Genomic DNA, 20,947 nt, shown 5'->3' on the forward strand with positions numbered 1-20,947 from the left:
GTTTTTTAGTTAATGATGTTTTTTCTTAATAGACAGCTATTTTATGCGTTCTCAATAGATATGGATCTACCCCTTTTTTCCCTGCCAATTTAAAACTGATTACTTTTGATTGCTTAAAAGGCATGTGACAATCAATACAATTTGTCTTCACCATTGCATTAGCCAGTGTCTTATCACTATGTTTAGGGGCTTGATGACAGCTCATACATTTTTTGGAGTACGCAGTTAACCCTATTGCATTGGTATCGTGCGTACTGTGACAAGTATTGCAATCCATCGCATTACTTTTAATGTAACACTGACTACTAGACAACATCTGATTCTGCTGTCCATGCACATCTGGATCGCCCTCAGCAACAGAATTTTTATCTAAATATTTGTCAAGATCGTCTCCAGGTTTAAATTCAAATGTGCTCTTTATCACTGGCCTGTCACTTCCTGAATGGCATATGGAACATGCATCAACTTTCTGCTTTCTAGACAAAGATTGATATAAAGTAATGTACTTGGCTACCTTTTCATTTGGGTTACTGATATGGAACGCTACATGCTTACCTGCAGGACCATGACAGCGTTCGCAATTAATTCCATAAACTAATGATGTTTTGACAAGTTCCTGGGATGTAATCAGTGTGCCGCTCTTCTCTATTTTTTCATCTGCATAAGATGCATGGCATTGTAAACACCGGGAGCCAATATTACGCGAAAAATAAATCCGGCGATCTAAGTATCCCGGACTGTTTGCCCAGCTTTTTATCCCGCTAAAATAAGTTAGTTGCATTTGCTGCAAATTGTTCCTTTTCCAGGAACCATAAGTTATCGCATCCTTTCCAGAACCAAAAGCAACATCAAACTTGCGATCAAATAACTTTTCCCCATCCACATAAACTGACTGGAACATTCCTGAGTCCCGCTTATCCACTTTAATTTTAAGATGTTCATCAAAATTATATGAGGTAGACACAGCACTGTCGCCCTCAAAAAGAGAATGGCCGGAAATAGGTCTGGAAGTATTGTTGTGAACGTTCTTCAGATAATTATCATAAATGCCTTTATGGCACTGCACACATGTTTTAGTGCCAGCAATTGTACTATCAGACACCAAAGCAACATCAATTTTATTCGTGTCTGTATTCATACACTTTGAAAACAGTACAACAAGTCCGGCTATAGTGGCAAATATTACCAACAGGCGCTTACTCCCTTTCATCAAGTATTTTAGTTTCGTTATTCTATACTCCGAATATAGAAAAAATCAGCCTTAGAAGAAACTTCCGTCTCCTCTTCTTCGAACATCTCTACCATTTTGGCCTTTTGCACCACCCCATTTCTGCAATCTCATACTAAAACGTAACATAAAATAGCGACTTAAGGCATTTGTTTTAGTATCTGTATAGCCACCATCAGAACTTTGATCTCGATTAATAAAGTTATTCTGGTTTAGTAAATCATATACCTGTAAGCCAATTTTACCTCTTCTTTCAAACAATTCCTTTTCCAGTGATACATTTACCACAAAAGGATTCTGACTAATATTTGCATTAATTCCTTTCACATAATTTTTACTTGCATTATAGTTCAATAAATAAGAATCAAAAAATATAAAACGGCCATCAACACCTAAAGCAAGTGTATTCGTTGTATTTCCGGTCAGTGCAGTCAATGAATTTTCTGAAGTCGTGTGATTATAAGACACGAACGGATTGAACTCTAACCATTCATTAGGACTGATCCTCGGACCAAATCTTTCATAAAACGTCTTAACAGTGTTTACGTTTAAGTCGCCTCTCAACAAAGAAATCCTGTGGTCATAAAATACATTTCCACGGAACGCTAAATTGTATTTCCTATTATTTAGTTGCTTGCTTATAGCGTATCTACCATTTAAACTATAAACACCATTAACATTAACAAAACGTGTTTCAGTAATTAATGGCTGATTTTTTCCAGGCACAGGAGTAACAGAGTAATCTGGTATTAATACGTTATTTCTTATTACTGCATTATCTGTAAAATTAGCATTTAAATTAAGGCTGTAGTTCACTTTTGAGTTAGCTATATAGTTATTGTAATCTCCACGTATCGTATGTGTAAATGCAGCCTGCAGATTAGGATTACCAACAATAGGATTATTTGGATTGGAAACATCCCTTACAGGTTGTATTTGATCGAAGGATGGTTCGTTAGCATTTCCGCTATAATTAATAGATATGCGATGTTGTCTTGAGAATAAATATTCAAATCTTGCAATTGGTATTAAATTAAAACTTTTACGATCTATGCTGGTTCCTAAGCTGGATTTAGTCCCGCTTAGTAAAGCAGGTATACCTGTTAAACCTGCAGAAAATCTAACTTTAGAAGTATTTGATATACCATAGCGAAAGTTAAGTGCCACCCTGGCCTGCGTAAAAGAGTATTTAAAAATATTGCTTAAGGAATCTATTGTAGATGACAATCCACCAGGAGTAATATTCCTTGTGGTAGCACTATTATCGTAACCGTTATAATTCAATTGAGTATTCAATTCCAACTGTGTATTGAGCGATAAAGGCTCAACATAGGTAAAACTACCTCTATAATTTTCACGTAAATTTTTCCTGATGATTAGCCTATTTGTGTATAAATTAGAAATTACATCGCCGTTTTGGTCTAGATAATCAGTATTCTGAACTTGGCTTTGCTCGGCACTGTAATCATTTGAATTGATATCACCTTGTAAAGAAATATTTCTTCTACGGTTATTTTTAAAGGTATGTTGGTAAAAGACTGATCCTCCAAGTTCAGGAGTTTTGTTATTGCTGAGGTTATTTGTATTCCTATTTTGATTTAAAGATTCCAGACTACTGCGCTGAATATTTAACGAAGTATTCATGTTATCAGCAGAATTGTATCTGAAAGTTGGTATCACCTTCAAATAATTTAGTGAATCAAGCGAAATTTCCAGTTCTAGTTTAAGGTCATGACTTCTGGAATCATTTTCACCATTTCTGGAGCTTTGAGAACGTACGCTGTAAGTACTATCTGGTTGCCTTGCAAAGGATAGAGATTCTGTTTCAGTAAGGGAATTGACATTGTTTCCACCTATACGATAGTTCAAATTGTAATCAATCTTCTTCCCTATCTTATCTCTAACACTTACAGAACTACTACCACCTTTAGTGGTACCTCCGCTAGATGCAGATCCCTCGCCTCCGGCAACCCCATTGACGGTATTTTTAAAGTCTCCCCTTAAACCAATGGTTTGATTTTGATTTATTCGTGTACCAAATACATCACCTTCATAACGGTCGTTATTACCCGCAGCAGCACTGGCATTAAGCATATTACCAACCGACTTATCAGTGCGGGTAGTAATATTTAAAATTTTAGCCGGATCACCATCTTTAACACCCGTCCTCGCTGCTTGATCGCCGTAATCATCAACAATCTGAATTTTATCTACAATTTCTGCCGGAAGATTTTTAATTGCGTTTGCAATGTCACCTCCAATAAAATCTTTACCATTTACCTTTGCCTTAGTAACAGTTTGCCCCTGGTGCACCAAAGAACCATCTGTACCAACTTCCATACCCTCCATCTTCTTGAGGAGTTCATCAACAGTCGCATTCTTCCTAACCACGTAATCACTCGCCTTATATTCTACCGTATCCGTTTTATAAGTGATAGAAGGGGTACCATTGATCACTACTGTATTTAGTGTGTTGCTTTCGTCTTTGAGTACAATTGGATCCATTACAATCCTGGGCGCAGTATCATTTTGTTTAAAGCGCATTGGCGGAGTACTCCTATAACCAATACTTTGCACTACAATAGTATAGATTGCAGATTTAACATTTTTAAAAATGAAAATACCATCGTTATTCGTACTCGTTTTAAGCGTGTCCTTTTCAGAGGTTAAGCTCACCGTAGCGCCTATAACGCCGAGATCAGTACTGTCTCTCACAATACCGCTGATCTCGCGCGTAGGCAATGGTGGGGGGGGATTTTGTTTATTTGCTGGATTTTGGGCAAAAAGGCTTGAAGAACAGCTTACTAAAAAAATAAGACTAGCAGCTGATCTTAATGTCAGGTATAGATTATTCATTTGTGTCTATTTGTGGATATGAGAATGTGTTAATTATTTTTTAGTCAGCGTATACTTAGCCCAAAAGTCGGTGGGACTGGTAAGCGCCTGAAAATCTATTCCGCCACCTCTATTACCGCCCCCAAAGTTGCCTCCTCCTCTATTACCACCGCCACCACCACCGCGGTTAAAATCCATTCCGGGAATTTGCAATCCGTTTAACATGATATTATATGCAAATTCTTTGGCATTTTCTACGGTAAGTCCCAATTGATCCAGTGGGATCGCAGCCTCATAAAAGAATACATTTTCTTTATCAATACTAGCTGCAGCCTTTACACCCTGATCGTTATAAATAGACAGCAATGTATCCGTTGTTTTCTTGAAACCCTTAATCTTAATCTCTTTAACCATTGCCAATTGTGTTTTTTGCATCGCAGCCATAGTAGAATCTCTTTGTTTCTGAGTAGGTTGCACTCCGTTTCCTCCAAAACCACCACCCATCATAATTCTTCGCTGACCACCTTGTCCGCCGCCTCTGAATTGCGCACGATTAACTAGAGGATAGGTTAACGACATGCTTTCCTTTTCTTTCTTCTTGCCATCAGGATTGATAGAAAATGTTATACCACCTGCCATAATTTTAGTATTGGTAGCTACATCACTACATCTTACCGCCAGATAAAGATTTTTATCGTCATTACTTATCAGGTAAGAGATGCCTGTACGTTTGTTAACAGAAAAAGTTACACCACCCCATTCATTGTCCTTCCCGTCAGCCTTGGTAAGCTGGGGAGCATAGATACTCACTTCCTGTAATTCTGTAACTTTTTGTGCCTGAGCTTTAAAACTCAGACCTGACAATACGATCAGTCCTAAGATGTGGTTAAAGAGTCTAGTTTTCATAAAATTAATAATCGCAATTTCTATTCGTTGTGTGGTTATGACTGCATACCTCGCCTGAGGTTTAATGCTAAAAAACGAGTTTAACATTTTATAGCCTGCGAAGTAAATACAAATTTTAGTGTTTTAGATCTAACCAATTTAATTTGTTACAGTTTAGATTAACTGTAACAAATTCACTAAACGGCTTTTTAGCGAGATTCCAGCACATAGAAATAGGATTAAAAAAGTAATTAGCGTTTTATGTGCTATGCTAAACCACTTTTTAAAACTCTTTTTACCAACTTAAAAGATTGTCTATGACGCGAAAATGTTACAATGATTAATGACTGACTTCACAAGTTTTAATGCGTCTAGCATATACATGTATATAAATACATAGCCATGTATTATACAAGGACTAACAACCCATATTGTATAATAAGTATGAAATATTAACCCTTACTATTTTTGAAACCAGGCTTTTGTTGAAATATGTAGATCAAATAAAACAATGCGGGCAGTATAAAAACACTACCTATCAGCAATGCGTAGGCCAATGAAGAGATTGTCTTAGCCTGCCCCTGATGGGTAAGGAGGGATAAATTCTCGCCATTGCTTAGCAAAACGATATCCGGAAAATGGATATAGGTGGCGGCAAATAGAATCATCGTTACCTGAAAACCAGCCAGCAACCGCAATAAAATAGGCTTATCTTTATTCAGAATATAGAACATAATTACCAGGGAAATAATTGCCGCAAATATGGCTATGATTCCAGGTAGTCCCCCAAATATCCAGTACATTAATGGAACATGATCAACATAAGCTGCCCAGAAAACCAAGGCGCCACTAACCATTACTACAAAGATTGTACGCCTGGCTTTACGAATAAAATGCATACGATCTCCCCCCGGATCAGTCTGTCCGATAATAAAAATAGTGGCAAGGAAGCCGCAAATACTAACTGTAAAAACGCCCACAGAAATAGAGAACCAGTTCAACCAGCTATAGACGTAAGCAGAAAGAAAGTCGGCCGATTGCAGATCGATCCTTCCAGAAACTGAGCTTGCAGCGATAATGCCCAGAAAAAATGGTGTGATCAGGCTAGAGTAAATAAATATAGGTGTGTAAACCTTTTGCATATCATCTTTAACTGCATCATAATTTCTAAATACAAATGCTGTTCCCCTCGCAATAATGCCAAGCAACATACATACAAGCGGAATATGCAAATAAATAGAGATCGTCGTATAAATCTTAGGAAACCCTACAAATAAGATTACGATAGTAATAATCAGCCACATGTGGTTGGCCTCCCAAATAGGACCAATCGCATTATACATTGTCTTTCTGGTTTTAGGGCGGTTAACTTTTGAAGTGAAAAGCTCAATGATACCCGCACCAAAATCTGCACCTCCTAGCAAAATGTACAATAATATAGAAGTCCACAAGAATACAATTACAACATAGATCATGAACGCAGATATTTAATTTGACGGTATAATAATATGCTCACTATTATAGCAAGAGAAAGGTAAACTATAGTAAAGAGGTAAAAAGAATAGGCAATTCCAGGCATTGGCGTAACGGCGTCAGCAGTCCGCAATATTCCATGAATTATCCATGGCTGTCTGCCTACTTCGGTTACCGTCCAACCAGCTTCAAGGGCAATAAAACCAAGGGGTGTAGCCGCTACAAAAAGCTTCAGGAACCATTTGGTTTCCAGCCAGCGCTTTTTCTTAAACAAGGCCAGGAAATAAAGGATAGCAATTGCCACCATAGCCATTCCCAGTCCTACCATAATTTGAAATGCGTAATGCGTCACAGCTATTGGCGGTTGGTCTTTTTTAGGGATACGGTCCAAACCTGTAACTTCTTTATTAAAATCCCCTGTCGCCATAAAGCTCAATACACCAGGCAACTTGATCGCAAAATCGACCTTCTTATTTAATGTATCTGGTATTCCACCGATAATCAATGATGCTTTTTTTTCTGTATGAAAATGCGCTTCCATAGCAGCCAATTTAGCCGGCTGTCTACGTGCCACGTCCTTTGCCGATATATCGCCACTCAATGGTTGCAAACAAGCGGCAACTGTACCAAAAATAGCAGCAATCTTAAAGGCCTTACGATGGAAAGTGATGTTACTTCCTCTCAAAATCATTAAAGCATGGATACCGGCCACAGCAAAACCTGTGGAAACGAAAGCGGCGATAGACATGTGCAAGGCTTGTGAAAACCATGCCTCGTTAAACATCGCTTTTATAGGATCAATGTTAATATAGTTACCGTCTACAAAATCAAAGCCGGACGGACTGTTCATCCATGAGTTTGCAGCAACCACCAATATACCGGATAATAAACCACTTATACCCACAATAACTCCTGTTACCCAATGGAACCATTTATTAAGTTTGTCCCATCCGTAAAGGTAAAAACCCAATGCAATGGCCTCAATAAAAAATGCTGTGCCTTCCAAAGAAAATGGCATTCCAAATATTGGGCCTGCATGCTCCATAAACTTTGGCCATAGCAATCCAAGTTCAAAGGAAAGCACTGTTCCAGAAACTGCTCCGGTGGCAAAGAAAATCGCTACACCCCTGCTCCATGCTTTGGTAACATCCTTGTAGACTGCCTTTTTGGTACGGAGCCAATAAAAATGAGCAACAGACATAAAAAAAGGCATCACCATTCCGATACAGGCAAATATAATGTGGAACCCCAGAGAGAAGGCCATTTGTAGGCGGGCGGCTAAGAAATCGTCCATGCGTTCACTTTAAAATATTAATTGCTAAAAGACTTTCCAAAAATACGCCATATCAACCATTAAAAAGGCCAATAAGGTATATAATTTTATCATAAATTTAAACGGGACAATATGCCTGCATCACATTTTTTTGGAATCCAAAATAATATTTTAACAAATAAATAGCCAGATAGTTGGCTTTTTATTTTTAGGTAACAGAGTATTGCACTAAACAAATGTTACAAATATGAAATTAATAAAACGCTTGCCTTTCTTAACCCTCATTCTAATCGTACTAATCAGCACAGCCTGTAAAAAAATTAAAACTCCGGTAATTGAACCCAAGCCGGCAACTGAAGAACCTGAAAGTAAACCGAATGAGCCAACAAAGAAAATCTTAGTACCTGTTAAATTTGAATCTGCCGCCCTCACCCTGGAAATTAAATACACAGAAAACATTCCGCTCATCAGCGAACTTACATTTTCATCAGGCATCAAGTATGTCTTCAAATACAGCAATCAGATACCTGTGAAACTTGACCGCTATTTAAATGGGACCAAAAATTACTCGGCCGATTACCTAATCTCCAATGGTATAATTACCAGAGTTTCGCAATTTGAAATCTTTCCTTCCCAAAGCAACCCACTGGAGAAATACTATTTGGAATATAACAGTCGTAATCAAATCAGCGTAATCAAAAACCATGCAGTAAGTAATGTGCTCATTCAGACCAGAACGCTGAGTTACGGAAGTGATGGCAATTTAACTTCCTTATTTGTTGAAAAAACTGATAAAACGAATTTTCTGTATACTTACGATACCAAATCAGGAATCTTTAGCTCGGTAAAGTTTGCTCAGGTGTTGCAGCTGGAGCTGCCATATCAATTCCTTACTTCCGGACCAAATAACCTAATCCGGTTTAGTGGTGGAAAAAAGTCTGATGACCGCGACTACACATACACCTACAATACCGATAACTATCCGGCAAGTTTGACCCTTAAAACTCAAAGTGGCACGCAGACTTTTAAAATCAGCTATATCGAGCTTAAATAATTACTTACCCAATAGCTGCACTGCTTTAAACAGGTTATCTGAAGTTTGAAGAATCTTTGCCTTAAGCTTTGAATTGTATTGTGGGTTTTGTCGTAAAAAGCGCCGCACCATATCTGCTGCCTCCTTGCTATGGTAGCTACCCAAGGTAGCTTGAAGCCAGTTTTGAGGAAAAAATATGTCACCAGTAGTCTGGATCTCCTGGAGCAATTCCAAACTTTCAGGCAGGTATTTTATGGAACTTTCCTGTCTTAAAGGATGGTGTAAATAACTAAGCGCGGTAGCCACATTTGCCTCCTTTTCCCTGTTGGATTTCTGCGATAAGCTTTTAAAGAATTCATCTCTTATTTTGCTATCAGCTGAAACGGAGGGCATGATAAACTTAAACCGCTTTATTCTATCCTCATTTGTAATACGCTTCAATTGCTTATTCAATAGCTCATTGTCTACATCATCCCTCAGCGCAAGAGAAAAGGCTATTGAAGTATAATCGTCTTCCGTTAGCTTTATTCCAGCTGGTGCTTGTTGATCGCTCCAAATCTTATACATTCGTTCCCGTCCAGCGGCAGACAAGTAAACATCCTGATAAGTTTTAAATAAGATTTTTCTGTTATTGCTTGGCTCAGCAGATCCCACACCGCTCCATAAGGCTGATTCTAATTCAGTGGCGTAGGCTTCACGTTCTTTGGCATCAATGAATATCCAGTAAATGTTACTGATATATCCAGTGATCAACTTCAGGTTCAGCTCTTCCTTTTCTTTAGACAGGCCTGTAATAAAAAGATCCAACGCTTGTTTAGGATTTATAGCTCTGCCTGCAAGCATATTCTCATAAATGGAAATATAAGACGAAGCCCTGCTAACTGGATTTTCAATCTGGTATATTCCATTGAACATTGCGCTGTCCAAAGGCCAAACCCCATAACCCTGTCCTGATGAATTAAATACCACAAATGCAGGGACTTCAAGACCAACAGCTGCCTTCAACTCAACATCCAGAGCGTTGAGGTTAACACTTAATTCCTTACTTGATCCCGGATAATATAAGGTAATCTCTACCAGCTGTGGCCAAACTCTGGAGCTACCATATTCACTCTTTTGACGTATGCTAAACTTGCTGATCTTTCCGCTTTCACTTTCCATAGCATAATCAAACACCGGTCTACCAGGTTCGTTTACCCATACCTTGTTCCATTTTTTGAGGTCTTGAGGGGTATATTCATCAAGTATACCAATCAAGTCAGGCCAGGAAGCATTCTTGTTTCTAAATTTATTTAGATATACCCTCACACCTTCCTGAAACTTATCCTTTCCCATCAACCGTTCCAACTGTCGCATCATAATCGGCGCCTTATGGTAAATGATGTTTCCGTACATAGTCCCGGCATCCTTTAAATTATCCAATTGTTGTCTTATTGGATTAGAGCCTGTTGTACGATCTATGCCGTAGGCTAAAGGAAAGTGGTCTACCAGAAACTTCAAATCAAATACCGCTTTCCCGGTAATGGATTCTGTACTCTTATCTGCCATAAAATTGGCAAATACTTCTTTCATCCATACATCCGTAAACCAGTTCATGGTTACCATGTCTCCAAACCACATGTGTGCAGTTTCATGAGCAATCACGTTGTTACGGGCATTAAACTGATCTTTAGTTGCTCCGCCATCCAAAAACAAAGCCGACGCTTTATACTGGATGTTGCCAGCGTGCTCCATTCCTCCAAACTGGAAATCAGGTATCGCAATAAATCCAAACTTCTGAAAAGGATAAGGAATGCCTGTCCAGCCCTCTAGGTATTTTAGCGCATGATCATGAAGCCTAAATACCTCGGGCAAACTGCTGTTTATTTTTGCGGTATCGGTTTCCCGATAAAGAAAGTCAGATTGGTAACTACCGGTTTGCCCCTGTGCCAAATCAAATTTACCTGCTGCAAATGCAAAAAGATAGGTACTTAGGGTATCCGACTCCTGGTAATGAAAAGTATTACGCTCAGCGGATGAGATTACCTCATTAAGCCTCGCGTTGGTAATGGCTTTCCAATCGGCAGGTATTTCCAATGTGAGCGTGTAGGTAGCTTTGAGGTCTGGTTGATCGAAACATGGAAAAACGGTTCTGGCCCTATCGGGAACAAACAAAGTATAGAGGTAATCAGCATTTCTATTCAATGCGCCCTCCCCTGCCACAAAATCCAATTGGATGTTATTGTTCCCTTTTAAAAGTGCACGCGCAGGTATGATCAGGTGTTCCTCAATATGATTTATGGTAATTGCTTTTCCGTTTACCTCCAAATGCTTCAGCTTGGAGCTGATCTCTCTAAAATCCAGCTGCAGCTGATACCTTGTATCATTCAAATGAAAAGTCAATACTTCAGATGCATTGATCGAATCCGTCTTAACCTTAGGAATATGGAAGGAAAGATTGTAGTTGATGTTGCTCAGCACTGATTTACGGTATATAGCCAGTTTCCTGGAAACTCCAGTCTCTACTTTTGGATCTGACAATTTACCAATACCCGCACAGGATGTTAGGAAAACACAAACCAGGAGAACCGCAATAACCTGACTATCTTTTCTTTTCATAAAACTTTGTAATAACACGGCAAATAACACCACCAGTAAGCAACCAATCAGGTTAAGCCATAAATAGGCGATCTTGTCCGATTGTCCTATTATAATAACGGCAGTTTCTGCAAGCAATGCGGCAATAAATACGGCTCTGCCATTTACATGTTTTACATAGAATGCCACCAGAAACACGCCTAAAATAGTTCCATAGATATAAGACCCGAGGATGTTAACGGCCTCCAGCAAATTCCCAATTTTACTGGCATAAAGTGCCATCACTATGCAAACCACTCCCCAAAATACGGTTGCTAGTCTTGATGCCTGCAAATATTGCCCATCGCTCCCATCTTTTTTAATTAATCGCTTATAAATGTCTATAACACTAGTTGATGCAAGGGAATTGAGCGCACTTGCTGTCGAGCCCATAGAAGCAAGGAATATGATGGCAATCAGCAGTCCTATTAGTCCACGGGGTAGATATTTGGTTACAAAACTCAAAAAGATATAATTATTGTCCTTCGTATTTGCCTGGGCATCATTCTTTACCATGAGCTGAACTACCTTTTCTCTAATGGACTTATCAACTGTATCGGCTATTTGCAAAACCTTTCGCTGCTCATCTATCTTTGTTTTATCGCCCACTTCCAGCGCTTTGTTCATCACCTCAATTTGTGCCTGTTTAGCTACAAATGCTTTATCGTAAGCTCCCTTAATTGCATTAAGCTCTCCAGCGTACCGACTTTTCTCCAGTTTATTCAATTCAAAACTGTTAAAAAATATAGGCGGCTTATTGTATTGATAAAAGGTAAAAACCAAAACGCCAATCAGCAGGATCAAAAACTGCATCGGTATTTTCACCAGTCCATTCATCAATAAGCCCATCCTGCTTTCGCTAACTGATGCACCTGATAAATATCTGCCTACCTGACTCTGATCAGTACCAAAGTAGGACAATTGCAGAAAGAATCCTCCAAGCAGACCGCTCCATACCGAATATTGATTATTCAGATCAAACTTAAAATCTATGGCATTTGTTCTGCCCATTTTACCCGCAATGCTGATCGCTTTTACAAAGCCAACGTCCTTAGGTAAAAGGTGTACAACCATAATTCCAGCCGCAAACAACCCGCAAAATATAATGCTCATTTGTAGCATTTGGGTATAAGAAACGGCTTTTGTACCCCCGTAAACAGTATAGAAAACCACTAATCCACCAATAAAAAGTGTGGTGTATGTTGTGTTGATATTTAAAATAGTTGATAAAATAATGGATGGTGCATAGATGGTAATTCCGGTCGACAAGCCCCTTTGGATCAAAAATAAGAAAGCTGTTAAGGCACGGGTTTTCAGGTCAAACCGCTGTTCCAGATATTCATAAGCAGTATATACTTTTAGGCGGTGAAATATGGGCACAAAAGTGATGGACAAGACGATCATAGCCAATGGCAATCCAAGGTAAAATTGCACAAAGCTCATTCCCGAAGAATAGGCAAGACCGGGTGCCGATAAAAATGTAATTGCACTTGCTTGTGTGGCCATTACAGAAAGGCATACATGGTACCAGGGCAAAGATTGATTACCCAATAAATAGCCTTGTATATTGTGCGTCCCCCTGCTTTTGTAAATGCCATACACAACAATTACAACCAAGGTAAGGATCAGTACCGCCCAGTCTAAATTACTCATCCAAAATATCTGGTAAAAGCGTAAAACACCACAATAAGGAATACCAGCCAGGCCATAAGCCAGCGGTAAAAGTTCTTATATTTCGGTTCCTCCATTGGAACTATTTCTTAATAGAAAGAAGGTTAACAAATAAGCGGTAAGCACCGGGCACACCTGCCGGCAACTGCCTGAAGAAAGACAGTCCTGTATACACATACCTTCCTTTTCCATAATTTGTTACCAGCAGTGACCCGCTATTTGCCGCCTCTCCTGTATCGTTCATACTTATGATGGGTGTATAATGCTGATCAACGTCTGATACAAAGTACAAACCTCTTTCCTGAATCCAGCCATCAAAATCCTTTGCCGTAATCTTGTTGGGGTAATTCAATACTGCGTTATCTGGCGCTATAAAACTTACTTTAGCATCTTCTTCGGTAACACGATCGCGACCAACTTTAAATGGATACGGGCCAAGATTATCAATGCGCAATGGTGTGTTCACATTGTACTGCACCAGCAACACACCTCCGTTCTCTACGTATTTCATTAGTTTTGGTTGCATGTTTTTTACCTGGTCGTTCACATTATACAAACGTACACCGGTAACAATAGCATCAAAAGCAGAAAGATCTGAATTGATCACCTGGTTTTCAGTCAGACTGATCACCTCATAGCCGATTTGCTTAAGTGATTCAGGGATCAAATCACCTGCCCCGGCAATGTATCCTATTTTACGTCCGGCAATTTTAAGATCAATCTTATCCAGTCTGGCTTCAGCAGCTGGAAATAATGTCTGAACTGGGATATGTTCATAGTTTATTACCCTTAAACCATAACTGTAAGATTTACCATCAAGGTTTACGTTTACCACCATTTTTCCACCAGCAGCATTTCCCGCAGGACTAACCGTAAAAGTAAACAACTGCTCATCTCCTTTTTTGGCAAGGTTAAATTCTTCACTTGCAGGCGATAACTTCCAGCCCGATGGCAATGATGCGGAGAGGCTACCCTTTGCATTGTCTTTAAAACTTTTGAGGTGAATGCTTATCGTTTTAGGTTCATTGCCATTAAAAATAAAAGCCTTTTCAGTTAGCGTTGCTGTCACCGGAGGTGCAATTACAAGTGGCTGGTAAACCTCCCCTTTCACCTGATCTGTATATTTATAAACCACTGGCATCCTCTTTTCTATAAGCTGATCGCCAATTTTTATCTTGAAAAGTACAGATAAACCTATCGGATTTTCTGCAAGGCCAATCTTATTTAATGAATCAACCACATAACTGCCAATAGGATGTGCTTTCTCCAACCAATAGGGTTGCGTTAACACAGCGCTACCGTTTATTTTTATTTCTTTAGATAAGAACTGGTTTGGAAGCAAAGAAACTGAGGTACCAGAAGTTTGCTCCTCCAAAGAAACTGGTAAAGAAAAATCTGCTTTTACTCTTGATATGGCTTGCAGCCTCAAATTAACAGGCTCGTTCAAAGCATAAGAGGGGTTTACTGCAGCAGCTTCCAGCCAAATACCGGCACAGGCCAAAATCAGGTTATCCAGCAAGTCCTGCTTAAAAGGTGTACCTGCAACCATTTGTTTTAGTTTCAACAGCTTGGCAACCGACTTTGAAGGATCTGAAGCCTGATATTCTGAATTGATCTCGTTAAGCAGTTGTTGAGCTGCAGCACTGTTCGGATTTCTAGCCAGTGTAAAATCAACGCCTTCAAATAAATCTTTATTTGCCTTTTCTCCGGCAACAGGGGTAAAAAACTCTATTCCAGAACCACGCTGTCTGGCAGAACCAAAGCCCTGACTCCTGTGGTTGCTTCTGCTTTCCGCCGCAATTTCTCCATAACTTTTTCCCAACAGGGGATTGAATAAACCTACATCAATCTTTAACTGATCGTCTGCCGTTGTATTATTGCCACCAAAATTGAACGTATTCCATACAATTCTTTTGGCCTGCCATGGTTTTACAAATGAAAGTTGCTCCGGAAATTGTTTCGGATCGGCAGCCGCAGCAAAAGCTTCTCTTGCCAATATAGCGGAGCCGGAATGGTGACCGTGCCCTGCTCTTGAATCTTCAGGAAAACGTGTAATGATCACATCAGGACGAAACTTACGGATTACCCAAACCACATCAGATAAGATCTTTGCCTTATCCCAAATCTTAAAAGCCTCCTCCGGATTTTTTGAAAATCCAAAATCATTTGCCCGCGTAAAGAACTGCTCCGCTCCATCCGTTCTTCTGGCTGCCAAAAGTTCCTGAGTCCTTATTAGGCCCAGCAATTCCCCTTGTTCGTTTCCAATTAGATTTTGTCCGCCATCTCCTCTTGTTATCGATAAGTAACCGGTCCGCATCTTTTTTTCCTTAGCCAAATAGGCCAGCAAACGCGTATTTTCATCATCAGGATGGGCGGCAATAAAAAGCACACTTCCAGTTACATTTAGCGCTTCTAATCCCTGTTTAATTTCTGCAGCGTTCAATTGCTGCATATTTTGAGCCTTTAATACCGGAGCAAGAAGAACAAGAAAAACAAGAAAAGAGAATTTGGTAGTCATAAGCAGATGTTAGTTTTCGAAATTAACCAAAAATCATCAATCCGCTACGTATATATAAGCGATTTCAGTAACAATCGTGCAAAAGTACTACTCTTTTTATAGGAGAATCTTGCTACTTACCTCTTTATCTATGGTAATAAAACCAGGATATTTGACCAATGCACCACCTACTTTAATGCTGGGTCTAATCTTAAGTGTCAGAATCCCTTTCTTTTCGGCGCCACCATTTTTACCGCCTTTCATAAACTCGGCAATCTCTGCCATCACTTTGCTATTGGAAACAAAAGGATAAAGGTTTACGTCCATATTTACAGGAACAACCACAGATTGTCCGGCTAAGACGTTTACCGCCTGGTTAACAACGCCCTCTGCAAGCTGGGCATTATTGATCAATATTTTATATTCAAATTCATTAATCGCTGCATCTTCCCCGCTTGGGTTCTTAATTTCCAGGTTTAGTTTAGTCCTTAACGGCACGTCTTTTCTCAATAAGCCTAATGCCAGACCAGGCAATGCTGATAAGTTTAGCTCCTGATTTTCAAATAGTTTTTTAACATTTGTTCCGCCAACAAATATTTCCTCCGCAGAGGTAATTCTATAGGTGCATTTCTCCAGCGCTTTAATCTGTTGCGCCTGTCTATTTATACCGCAGCCGGAAACCGCTATCACCAAAAGGGAAAACATTAGGAATCTTTTCATAAAAGCTATAACGCAATAAGTGTGCTAAAAATATAACTTATCTTCTGCGTTTGCTGTTATTACGACTGATAAAGAAATCAAGACTATATTTTCCTGCTCCAATAATTAAGATTAAAAAATAAGCCAGCAGATAATGTAACGCAAGTTCCTTCTTTTCAAAAGGAGCGCTACCGAGAGCAACAAAAATTACCACAAGCATAGTAATGATCAGCGGAATTACTGCAAGCCTGGTTGCCAACCCCAATATCAAAAAGATGGAACAAAAAAACTCTGCAAATATGGCGAGGTATAAGGAACCCGCCTGACCGATACCTATTGGATCCATAAACTGAATCTCTCCACCAGCAAGCACGCCCTGCAATTTAGCATATCCGTGTACCATCATAAATGCACCTAAAACCACACGAAAAATCAGCAATATAACGTTTAAACTGCCGTGATTAAAGTTGGTGTTAAAAATTTGTTTCATAGAAGATTCTTAATTAAAATACCTAGTTAGATTTAGTAAACCTAACAAAATAAAATTTATTATGAAATGAGCGACTGTATAAAGCCTGAAATCGCATCCTGCAAGATCATTTTTTTGTGTTCTGCAGGTTTCCCAACTTTTTGAATCATCTCAATAGATACCAGGCCATGCAGAATAGACAAATAGGTATGATATTTAAGAAAAAAATCTACTTCCTTATTTTTACTTACGGAAATGGCATCTTTTATAGCAGACATCATCACCATAGTCATACTTTTCATTTCTGAGATGGAATTTACCTGCTCACATTGCGGAATACCTAAACCAAACATCAGCTGATAATATTCTTTATGCGCAAAAGCGAAATCCCAATAGCCATGTGCAATCGCCTCCAATTGTTCAGCTGGATCGCTGTGCTGGTCTTTCACTTGCTGAAGATGGTCTGCTAATTTTTGAAAACCCTCCTTTGTAAACTCTAGTAAAATGGCTTCCTTGTTCTCAAAATGACTGTAAATTACCGGAACGCTATACTCAATCGCATCAGCAATTTTCCTGATAGAAAGCGATTGCCATCCATCAGTTAGCACCTGCAGCCAGGCAGCCTCCAGAATGCTCGTCCTGAATTCTTCCTTTTGCCTGATCTTTCTTTCTGCAATTCCCATATCATTAATAGTTAAGTTAACAGTGTTAGCAAATATAACTTATCCAAGATAAATATCATTACTGATGACAATTTCTGACGAAACTTCCACAATGGATCAACTCACTCTTTTACCGTGGATGAGCTTCTGCATCGCATCATCAAATGAACCCGCCCTAGTCACTTCGCCAGAGTTCACAAAAAAGATCTCATCTGCATTTTGGATGGTATTTAACCGGTGAGCAATCACCACCAGGGTGGTACTTTCTCCTAATTTCTCAAGCACCTTACCCAATAATTGCTCTGTAATGGTATCAATATTTGCAGTGGCTTCATCCAGAATCAACAACTCGGGTTTCCTCAAAAATGCCCGCATAAAAGCAATCAACTGCTTTTGACCCAAGCTCATGCTATTACCGCCACTGGCCACTTCGGTCTCCAATCCCTCGTCAAAAACAGCCAGTAGTTCTGTTAGCCCGGCATCCTCAAATACTTTCAATAATCCCGCTGTATCTAACTGTTGAAATGCAGTATTGCCATAAAGTATATTGTCTCGCACTGTTCCGGTAAACAAAAGCGGTTCTTGTAAAATAAAACCAATTTTACTGGCACGTTCGGCATCATTATAAGATCTGATATCCCTTCCATTCAACAAAACGCTACCCTTTAAAGGATCATATAGTCGTGCCATCAGTGAAGCTGTAGTCGTTTTTCCTCCACCAGTCGGACCAACGAAAGCATACATTTTACCTGCTTCCAACTTAAAGTTAATGTCAGCTAATATTTCCTTTCCTCCGGGATAACCAAAATGCACGGCTTTAAATTCCAATACTGGAGCAGTCGGCAGCACATCCAAAGCATCCGCTGGTATCACTTCCAGATCATTGGACAACCCTAATAAGTGAGAAATCCGATCCCAGGAAGCAAGTGCGGTCTGAAAACTGGCCCACAACGTTGCTAGTTGCCTGATCGGGTTGTAAAAGTTATTCGCATAGGCGATGTAACTGATTAACAGCCCAATAGTTAGGCCACCATTTCTAATCAGGTAAACGCCATAAATCAATACCAACAATTGAGCGATGTTAGAAAACAGACTAAAGACAGGCATAAATACCGTATTCGCAATTCCGGCGCCTGTTGCCGTTTTATAATTTTGCTGGTTGGCAATATCAAAGCGTTTTCTAAAATAATCTCTTCGGTTAAATGCTACTACCACCTTAAAATTATTTAAGCTCTCCTGTATCTCTGCACTCAACATCCCCACACTTTTCAGGTTGGCTACATTTTTTCTTTTAACCCAGGGGGAAAGCCTGTTTACAAATAACCAAATACATGCAGCAGGTAAAATAGTAACCAAACCCAACTTAAAATTGATAATTAGCATGAAAGTTCCTGCTGCAACCAGCATAAAAAAGCTACTTAGAAACTGCAGTAGTGCCTGAGAGAAAAACTGATTTAAGCGGTCGGTATCCGTATTTACCCTGGAGATGAGATCACCAGCCTTATTCTGATTAAAAAACGCAACCGGCAGCTGTTGTATCTTTAGAAATACCGCATTCCGGAGTCCAAAAACAACGCGTTGTGCAGAACCCCCAACAAGGCGGGTCTGTAAATAACTTCCTCCAAAAACTACTGCATACATGCAAAGCAATATCGCGGAGAACAGCAATACGCCATTGAACTGCTTGGTTTGAATGTAATGATCTATGGTGTAGCCAATGAGCAGCGGACCAGACAGGTTAAGCGTGGTGTTGAGCAGCATGATTCCTAGTGCAATCACCAGATTACGCTTTTCTGCCACGGCCACATTCAGCATATTACGGATTTCCCCTAGAACCGGCTTTTTAACCTGCGGCTCTTTTTCAATGTTCAGGTTATAGTTCATAATTACTGGTGCTTTGTTGAGAATCATAAATCTGTACGTATTCCGGACTGCGCTGCATTAATTCTTCATGCGTACCCTTATCCAGCACTTCGCCTTGCATCATCAGGATGATCTGATCATAATCCACTACCGCAGCAATTTTTTGTGTAACGGAGATTAAGGTAATCGAAGGATAGTTACGGGCGATGTTTGCCAATATCTTGGTTTCCGTTTGCTGGTCTACCCTGGCGGTAAAATCATCCAGTAACAATATCTTTGGATTGATGGCAAGCGCACGAGCGAGCATGATGCGCTGTTTTTGTCCGCCCGAGAGACTAAGTCCGCGTTCAGAAACAATAGTTTCCAAACCATCCGGAAAAGAAGCAATCAGTCCACCCAATTCTGCAGTTTCAATGGCCTTTTCCAAATATTCGGGTGTTACCTGCTCACTAAAAGCAATGTTTTCCCTCACGCTCATATTAAATAACACGCTATCCTGAAACACAAACGCTAGTTGTCTGTAAAAAGCCTCACTCTTAAAATCAGTAATCAGCTCACCGTCGTACTTAATTGCGCCATTATCAGCCCGTGTCATTCCAGCAAGTAATTGCAAAAGCTGGGTCTTACCGGCAACTGTTGGTCCTACTATAGCTACCTTTGAACCCGGAGCAACAGAAAAATTAATATCCTTCAATACCTGCTTACCAGAATAGCTTAGGTTGACCTTTTCTACTTCAATTTTCCCTGTTAATTCTTGTGCTACAGTGCCCAAATCCAGAATGTCTTCTGCCTCAAGCACTTTACTAACCCTGGCGAAAGATACATTGGCCTGTACAATAACGTTACTCATAAACCCAATAATGATGATTGGAAAGATCAGCATCGCTAAGTAACTGTTAAATGCGGCAAGATCACCAATACTCATCCTATCGGTAATCACCATGTGCCCACCATAGGCCAGAATTACCAATGCGGCAATATTAGCAGTAAACGTAATGATGGGAATGAGCCAGGCGAACAGGTGCAAAATAGACAAGCCAAGATTTTTACCTTTAATACTGGCCTCCATAAACTTACTGTATTCCAGGGCCTGAGAATTTACTACCCGCACCAGGAAGGCGCCAATAATATTTTCATTGATCACCTTATTGAGTGTATCAATGACTTCCCTGCTCTTTTTATAATGGATTCTTACTTTTCTAATGACTAAATAAAAACTTACTCCTATAGTTGAAGTGATGCAGATGACGATGAGTCCGAGTTCCCAATCAATACTAAATAGCAAAATGGCGGCTCCAATAATGATGACTAAAGAGGATACCATAGAAACAATGGCTTGCGAAACGAAAGCTTTTATGGCATCAATATCAGAAGTAAGGTTGGTTAACAACTTTGCAGGACTTTGCTGCTCAATAAAAGCAGTATTTTGTCTGGATATTTTTGCTGTTAACTCTGTGCGTAAGTTTAGCGCTACCTTTTCAGAAGCATGAATCTGGATCAAACTTTGAAAATATCCCAATACAAATACGGAAACAGTAATGACTGAAAACTTGATCATGGCCTGATCAATTGAAAAATGATGATGCGAAATACCATCTATTACCGCCCCAATAATTTTAGGCAGCATCAAACTGAGGGCATTACCACCTAGTGCCAGTAACAACAACAGCGTGATGATGGCACTGTAAGGTTTTAGCAATTTTAGCATGCTGCAAAGATACGTGCAAATCTAGAAATATTCAA

General features: G+C 39.6%; 13 protein-coding genes and 1 pseudogene. 1 reads left to right on the forward strand and 13 read right to left on the reverse strand.

Annotated features, from left to right (window positions below; genetic code table 11):
* Positions 1–25: 25 nt before the first annotated feature.
* The 5 genes from ACVWYN_RS08755 to ACVWYN_RS08775 all read right to left on the reverse strand — a co-directional run bounded on the left by ACVWYN_RS08755 (position 26) and on the right by ACVWYN_RS08775 (position 7,715).
* Positions 26–1,210 (reverse strand): multiheme c-type cytochrome, encoded by a 1,185-nt coding sequence (locus ACVWYN_RS08755; protein ID WP_457288471.1) that lies wholly within the window; start codon positions 1,208–1,210, stop codon positions 26–28.
* A 51-nt stretch (positions 1,211–1,261) separates the two neighbouring features.
* Complete coding sequence (locus ACVWYN_RS08760) at positions 1,262–4,084, reverse strand: outer membrane beta-barrel protein (RefSeq protein WP_457288472.1); 2,823 nt, start codon at positions 4,082–4,084, stop codon at positions 1,262–1,264.
* 33 nt (positions 4,085–4,117) lie between these two features.
* On the reverse strand, positions 4,118–4,969 hold the full coding sequence (locus tag ACVWYN_RS08765; RefSeq protein WP_457288473.1) for a hypothetical protein: 852 nt from the start codon (positions 4,967–4,969) through the stop codon (positions 4,118–4,120).
* 431 nt (positions 4,970–5,400) lie between these two features.
* On the reverse strand, positions 5,401–6,423 hold the full coding sequence (locus ACVWYN_RS08770) for a cytochrome d ubiquinol oxidase subunit II (RefSeq protein ID WP_457288474.1): 1,023 nt from the start codon (positions 6,421–6,423) through the stop codon (positions 5,401–5,403).
* Positions 6,420–7,715, reverse strand: coding sequence for a cytochrome ubiquinol oxidase subunit I (locus tag ACVWYN_RS08775; RefSeq protein ID WP_457288475.1), 1,296 nt, complete (start codon positions 7,713–7,715; stop codon positions 6,420–6,422). The genes ACVWYN_RS08770 and ACVWYN_RS08775 overlap by 4 nt, the downstream gene beginning before the upstream one ends.
* A gap of 226 nt (positions 7,716–7,941) precedes the next feature.
* Between ACVWYN_RS08775 and ACVWYN_RS08780 the strand changes: the two genes are divergently transcribed.
* Entirely contained in the window at positions 7,942–8,748 is an 807-nt protein-coding gene (locus ACVWYN_RS08780) for a hypothetical protein (RefSeq protein WP_457288476.1), read from the forward strand.
* Here the strand turns inward: ACVWYN_RS08780 and ACVWYN_RS08785 are convergent, their stop codons facing one another.
* From ACVWYN_RS08785 to ACVWYN_RS08820, 8 genes and pseudogenes are all read right to left on the reverse strand, one after another.
* Positions 8,749–11,325, reverse strand: coding sequence for a M1 family aminopeptidase (locus ACVWYN_RS08785; protein ID WP_457288638.1), 2,577 nt, complete (start codon positions 11,323–11,325; stop codon positions 8,749–8,751).
* Positions 11,314–12,996, reverse strand: a pseudogene (locus ACVWYN_RS08790) (sodium:solute symporter); the annotation flags it as partial. The gene ACVWYN_RS08785 and the pseudogene ACVWYN_RS08790, both read right to left, overlap by 12 nt.
* A gap of 100 nt (positions 12,997–13,096) precedes the next feature.
* A complete protein-coding gene (locus tag ACVWYN_RS08795; RefSeq protein WP_457288477.1) occupies positions 13,097–15,532 on the reverse strand; it encodes a PIG-L family deacetylase in 2,436 nt (811 codons plus the stop codon).
* A gap of 96 nt (positions 15,533–15,628) precedes the next feature.
* Complete coding sequence (locus tag ACVWYN_RS08800) at positions 15,629–16,231, reverse strand: hypothetical protein (RefSeq protein ID WP_457288478.1); 603 nt, start codon at positions 16,229–16,231, stop codon at positions 15,629–15,631.
* Positions 16,232–16,268: 37 nt separating this feature from the next.
* A complete protein-coding gene (locus ACVWYN_RS08805; protein ID WP_457288479.1) occupies positions 16,269–16,700 on the reverse strand; it encodes a DoxX family protein in 432 nt (143 codons plus the stop codon).
* Positions 16,701–16,759: 59 nt separating this feature from the next.
* Positions 16,760–17,362, reverse strand: a complete 603-nt coding sequence (locus tag ACVWYN_RS08810; RefSeq protein WP_457288480.1) for a TetR/AcrR family transcriptional regulator — start codon at positions 17,360–17,362, stop codon at positions 16,760–16,762.
* Between the two features lie 96 nt (positions 17,363–17,458).
* On the reverse strand, positions 17,459–19,225 hold the full coding sequence (locus tag ACVWYN_RS08815; RefSeq protein WP_457288481.1) for an ABC transporter ATP-binding protein: 1,767 nt from the start codon (positions 19,223–19,225) through the stop codon (positions 17,459–17,461).
* Positions 19,215–20,912, reverse strand: coding sequence for an ABC transporter ATP-binding protein (locus ACVWYN_RS08820; RefSeq protein ID WP_457288482.1), 1,698 nt, complete (start codon positions 20,910–20,912; stop codon positions 19,215–19,217). The genes ACVWYN_RS08815 and ACVWYN_RS08820 overlap by 11 nt, the downstream gene beginning before the upstream one ends.
* Between the last annotated feature and the right edge of the window lie 35 nt (positions 20,913–20,947).

This window comes from Pedobacter sp. UYP24, from assembly GCF_054057295.1.

Bases quoted from the DNA above. Each gene is read 5' to 3' on its own strand.
- ACVWYN_RS08755 (WP_457288471.1), bottom strand. From the start codon at position 1,210: ATGAAAGGGAGTAAGCGCCTGTTGGTAATATTTGCCACTATAGCCGGA.
- ACVWYN_RS08820 (WP_457288482.1), bottom strand. From the start codon at position 20,912: ATGCTAAAATTGCTAAAACCTTACAGTGCCATCATCACGCTGTTGTTG.
- ACVWYN_RS08815 (WP_457288481.1), bottom strand. From the start codon at position 19,225: ATGAACTATAACCTGAACATTGAAAAAGAGCCGCAGGTTAAAAAGCCG.
- ACVWYN_RS08780 (WP_457288476.1), top strand. From the start codon at position 7,942: ATGAAATTAATAAAACGCTTGCCTTTCTTAACCCTCATTCTAATCGTA.
- ACVWYN_RS08810 (WP_457288480.1), bottom strand. From the start codon at position 17,362: ATGGGAATTGCAGAAAGAAAGATCAGGCAAAAGGAAGAATTCAGGACG.
- ACVWYN_RS08785 (WP_457288638.1), bottom strand. From the start codon at position 11,325: ATGAAAAGAAAAGATAGTCAGGTTATTGCGGTTCTCCTGGTTTGTGTT.
- ACVWYN_RS08760 (WP_457288472.1), bottom strand. From the start codon at position 4,084: ATGAATAATCTATACCTGACATTAAGATCAGCTGCTAGTCTTATTTTT.
- ACVWYN_RS08775 (WP_457288475.1), bottom strand. From the start codon at position 7,715: ATGGACGATTTCTTAGCCGCCCGCCTACAAATGGCCTTCTCTCTGGGG.
- ACVWYN_RS08805 (WP_457288479.1), bottom strand. From the start codon at position 16,700: ATGAAACAAATTTTTAACACCAACTTTAATCACGGCAGTTTAAACGTT.
- ACVWYN_RS08770 (WP_457288474.1), bottom strand. From the start codon at position 6,423: ATGATCTATGTTGTAATTGTATTCTTGTGGACTTCTATATTATTGTAC.
- ACVWYN_RS08795 (WP_457288477.1), bottom strand. From the start codon at position 15,532: ATGACTACCAAATTCTCTTTTCTTGTTTTTCTTGTTCTTCTTGCTCCG.
- ACVWYN_RS08765 (WP_457288473.1), bottom strand. From the start codon at position 4,969: ATGAAAACTAGACTCTTTAACCACATCTTAGGACTGATCGTATTGTCA.
- ACVWYN_RS08800 (WP_457288478.1), bottom strand. From the start codon at position 16,231: ATGAAAAGATTCCTAATGTTTTCCCTTTTGGTGATAGCGGTTTCCGGC.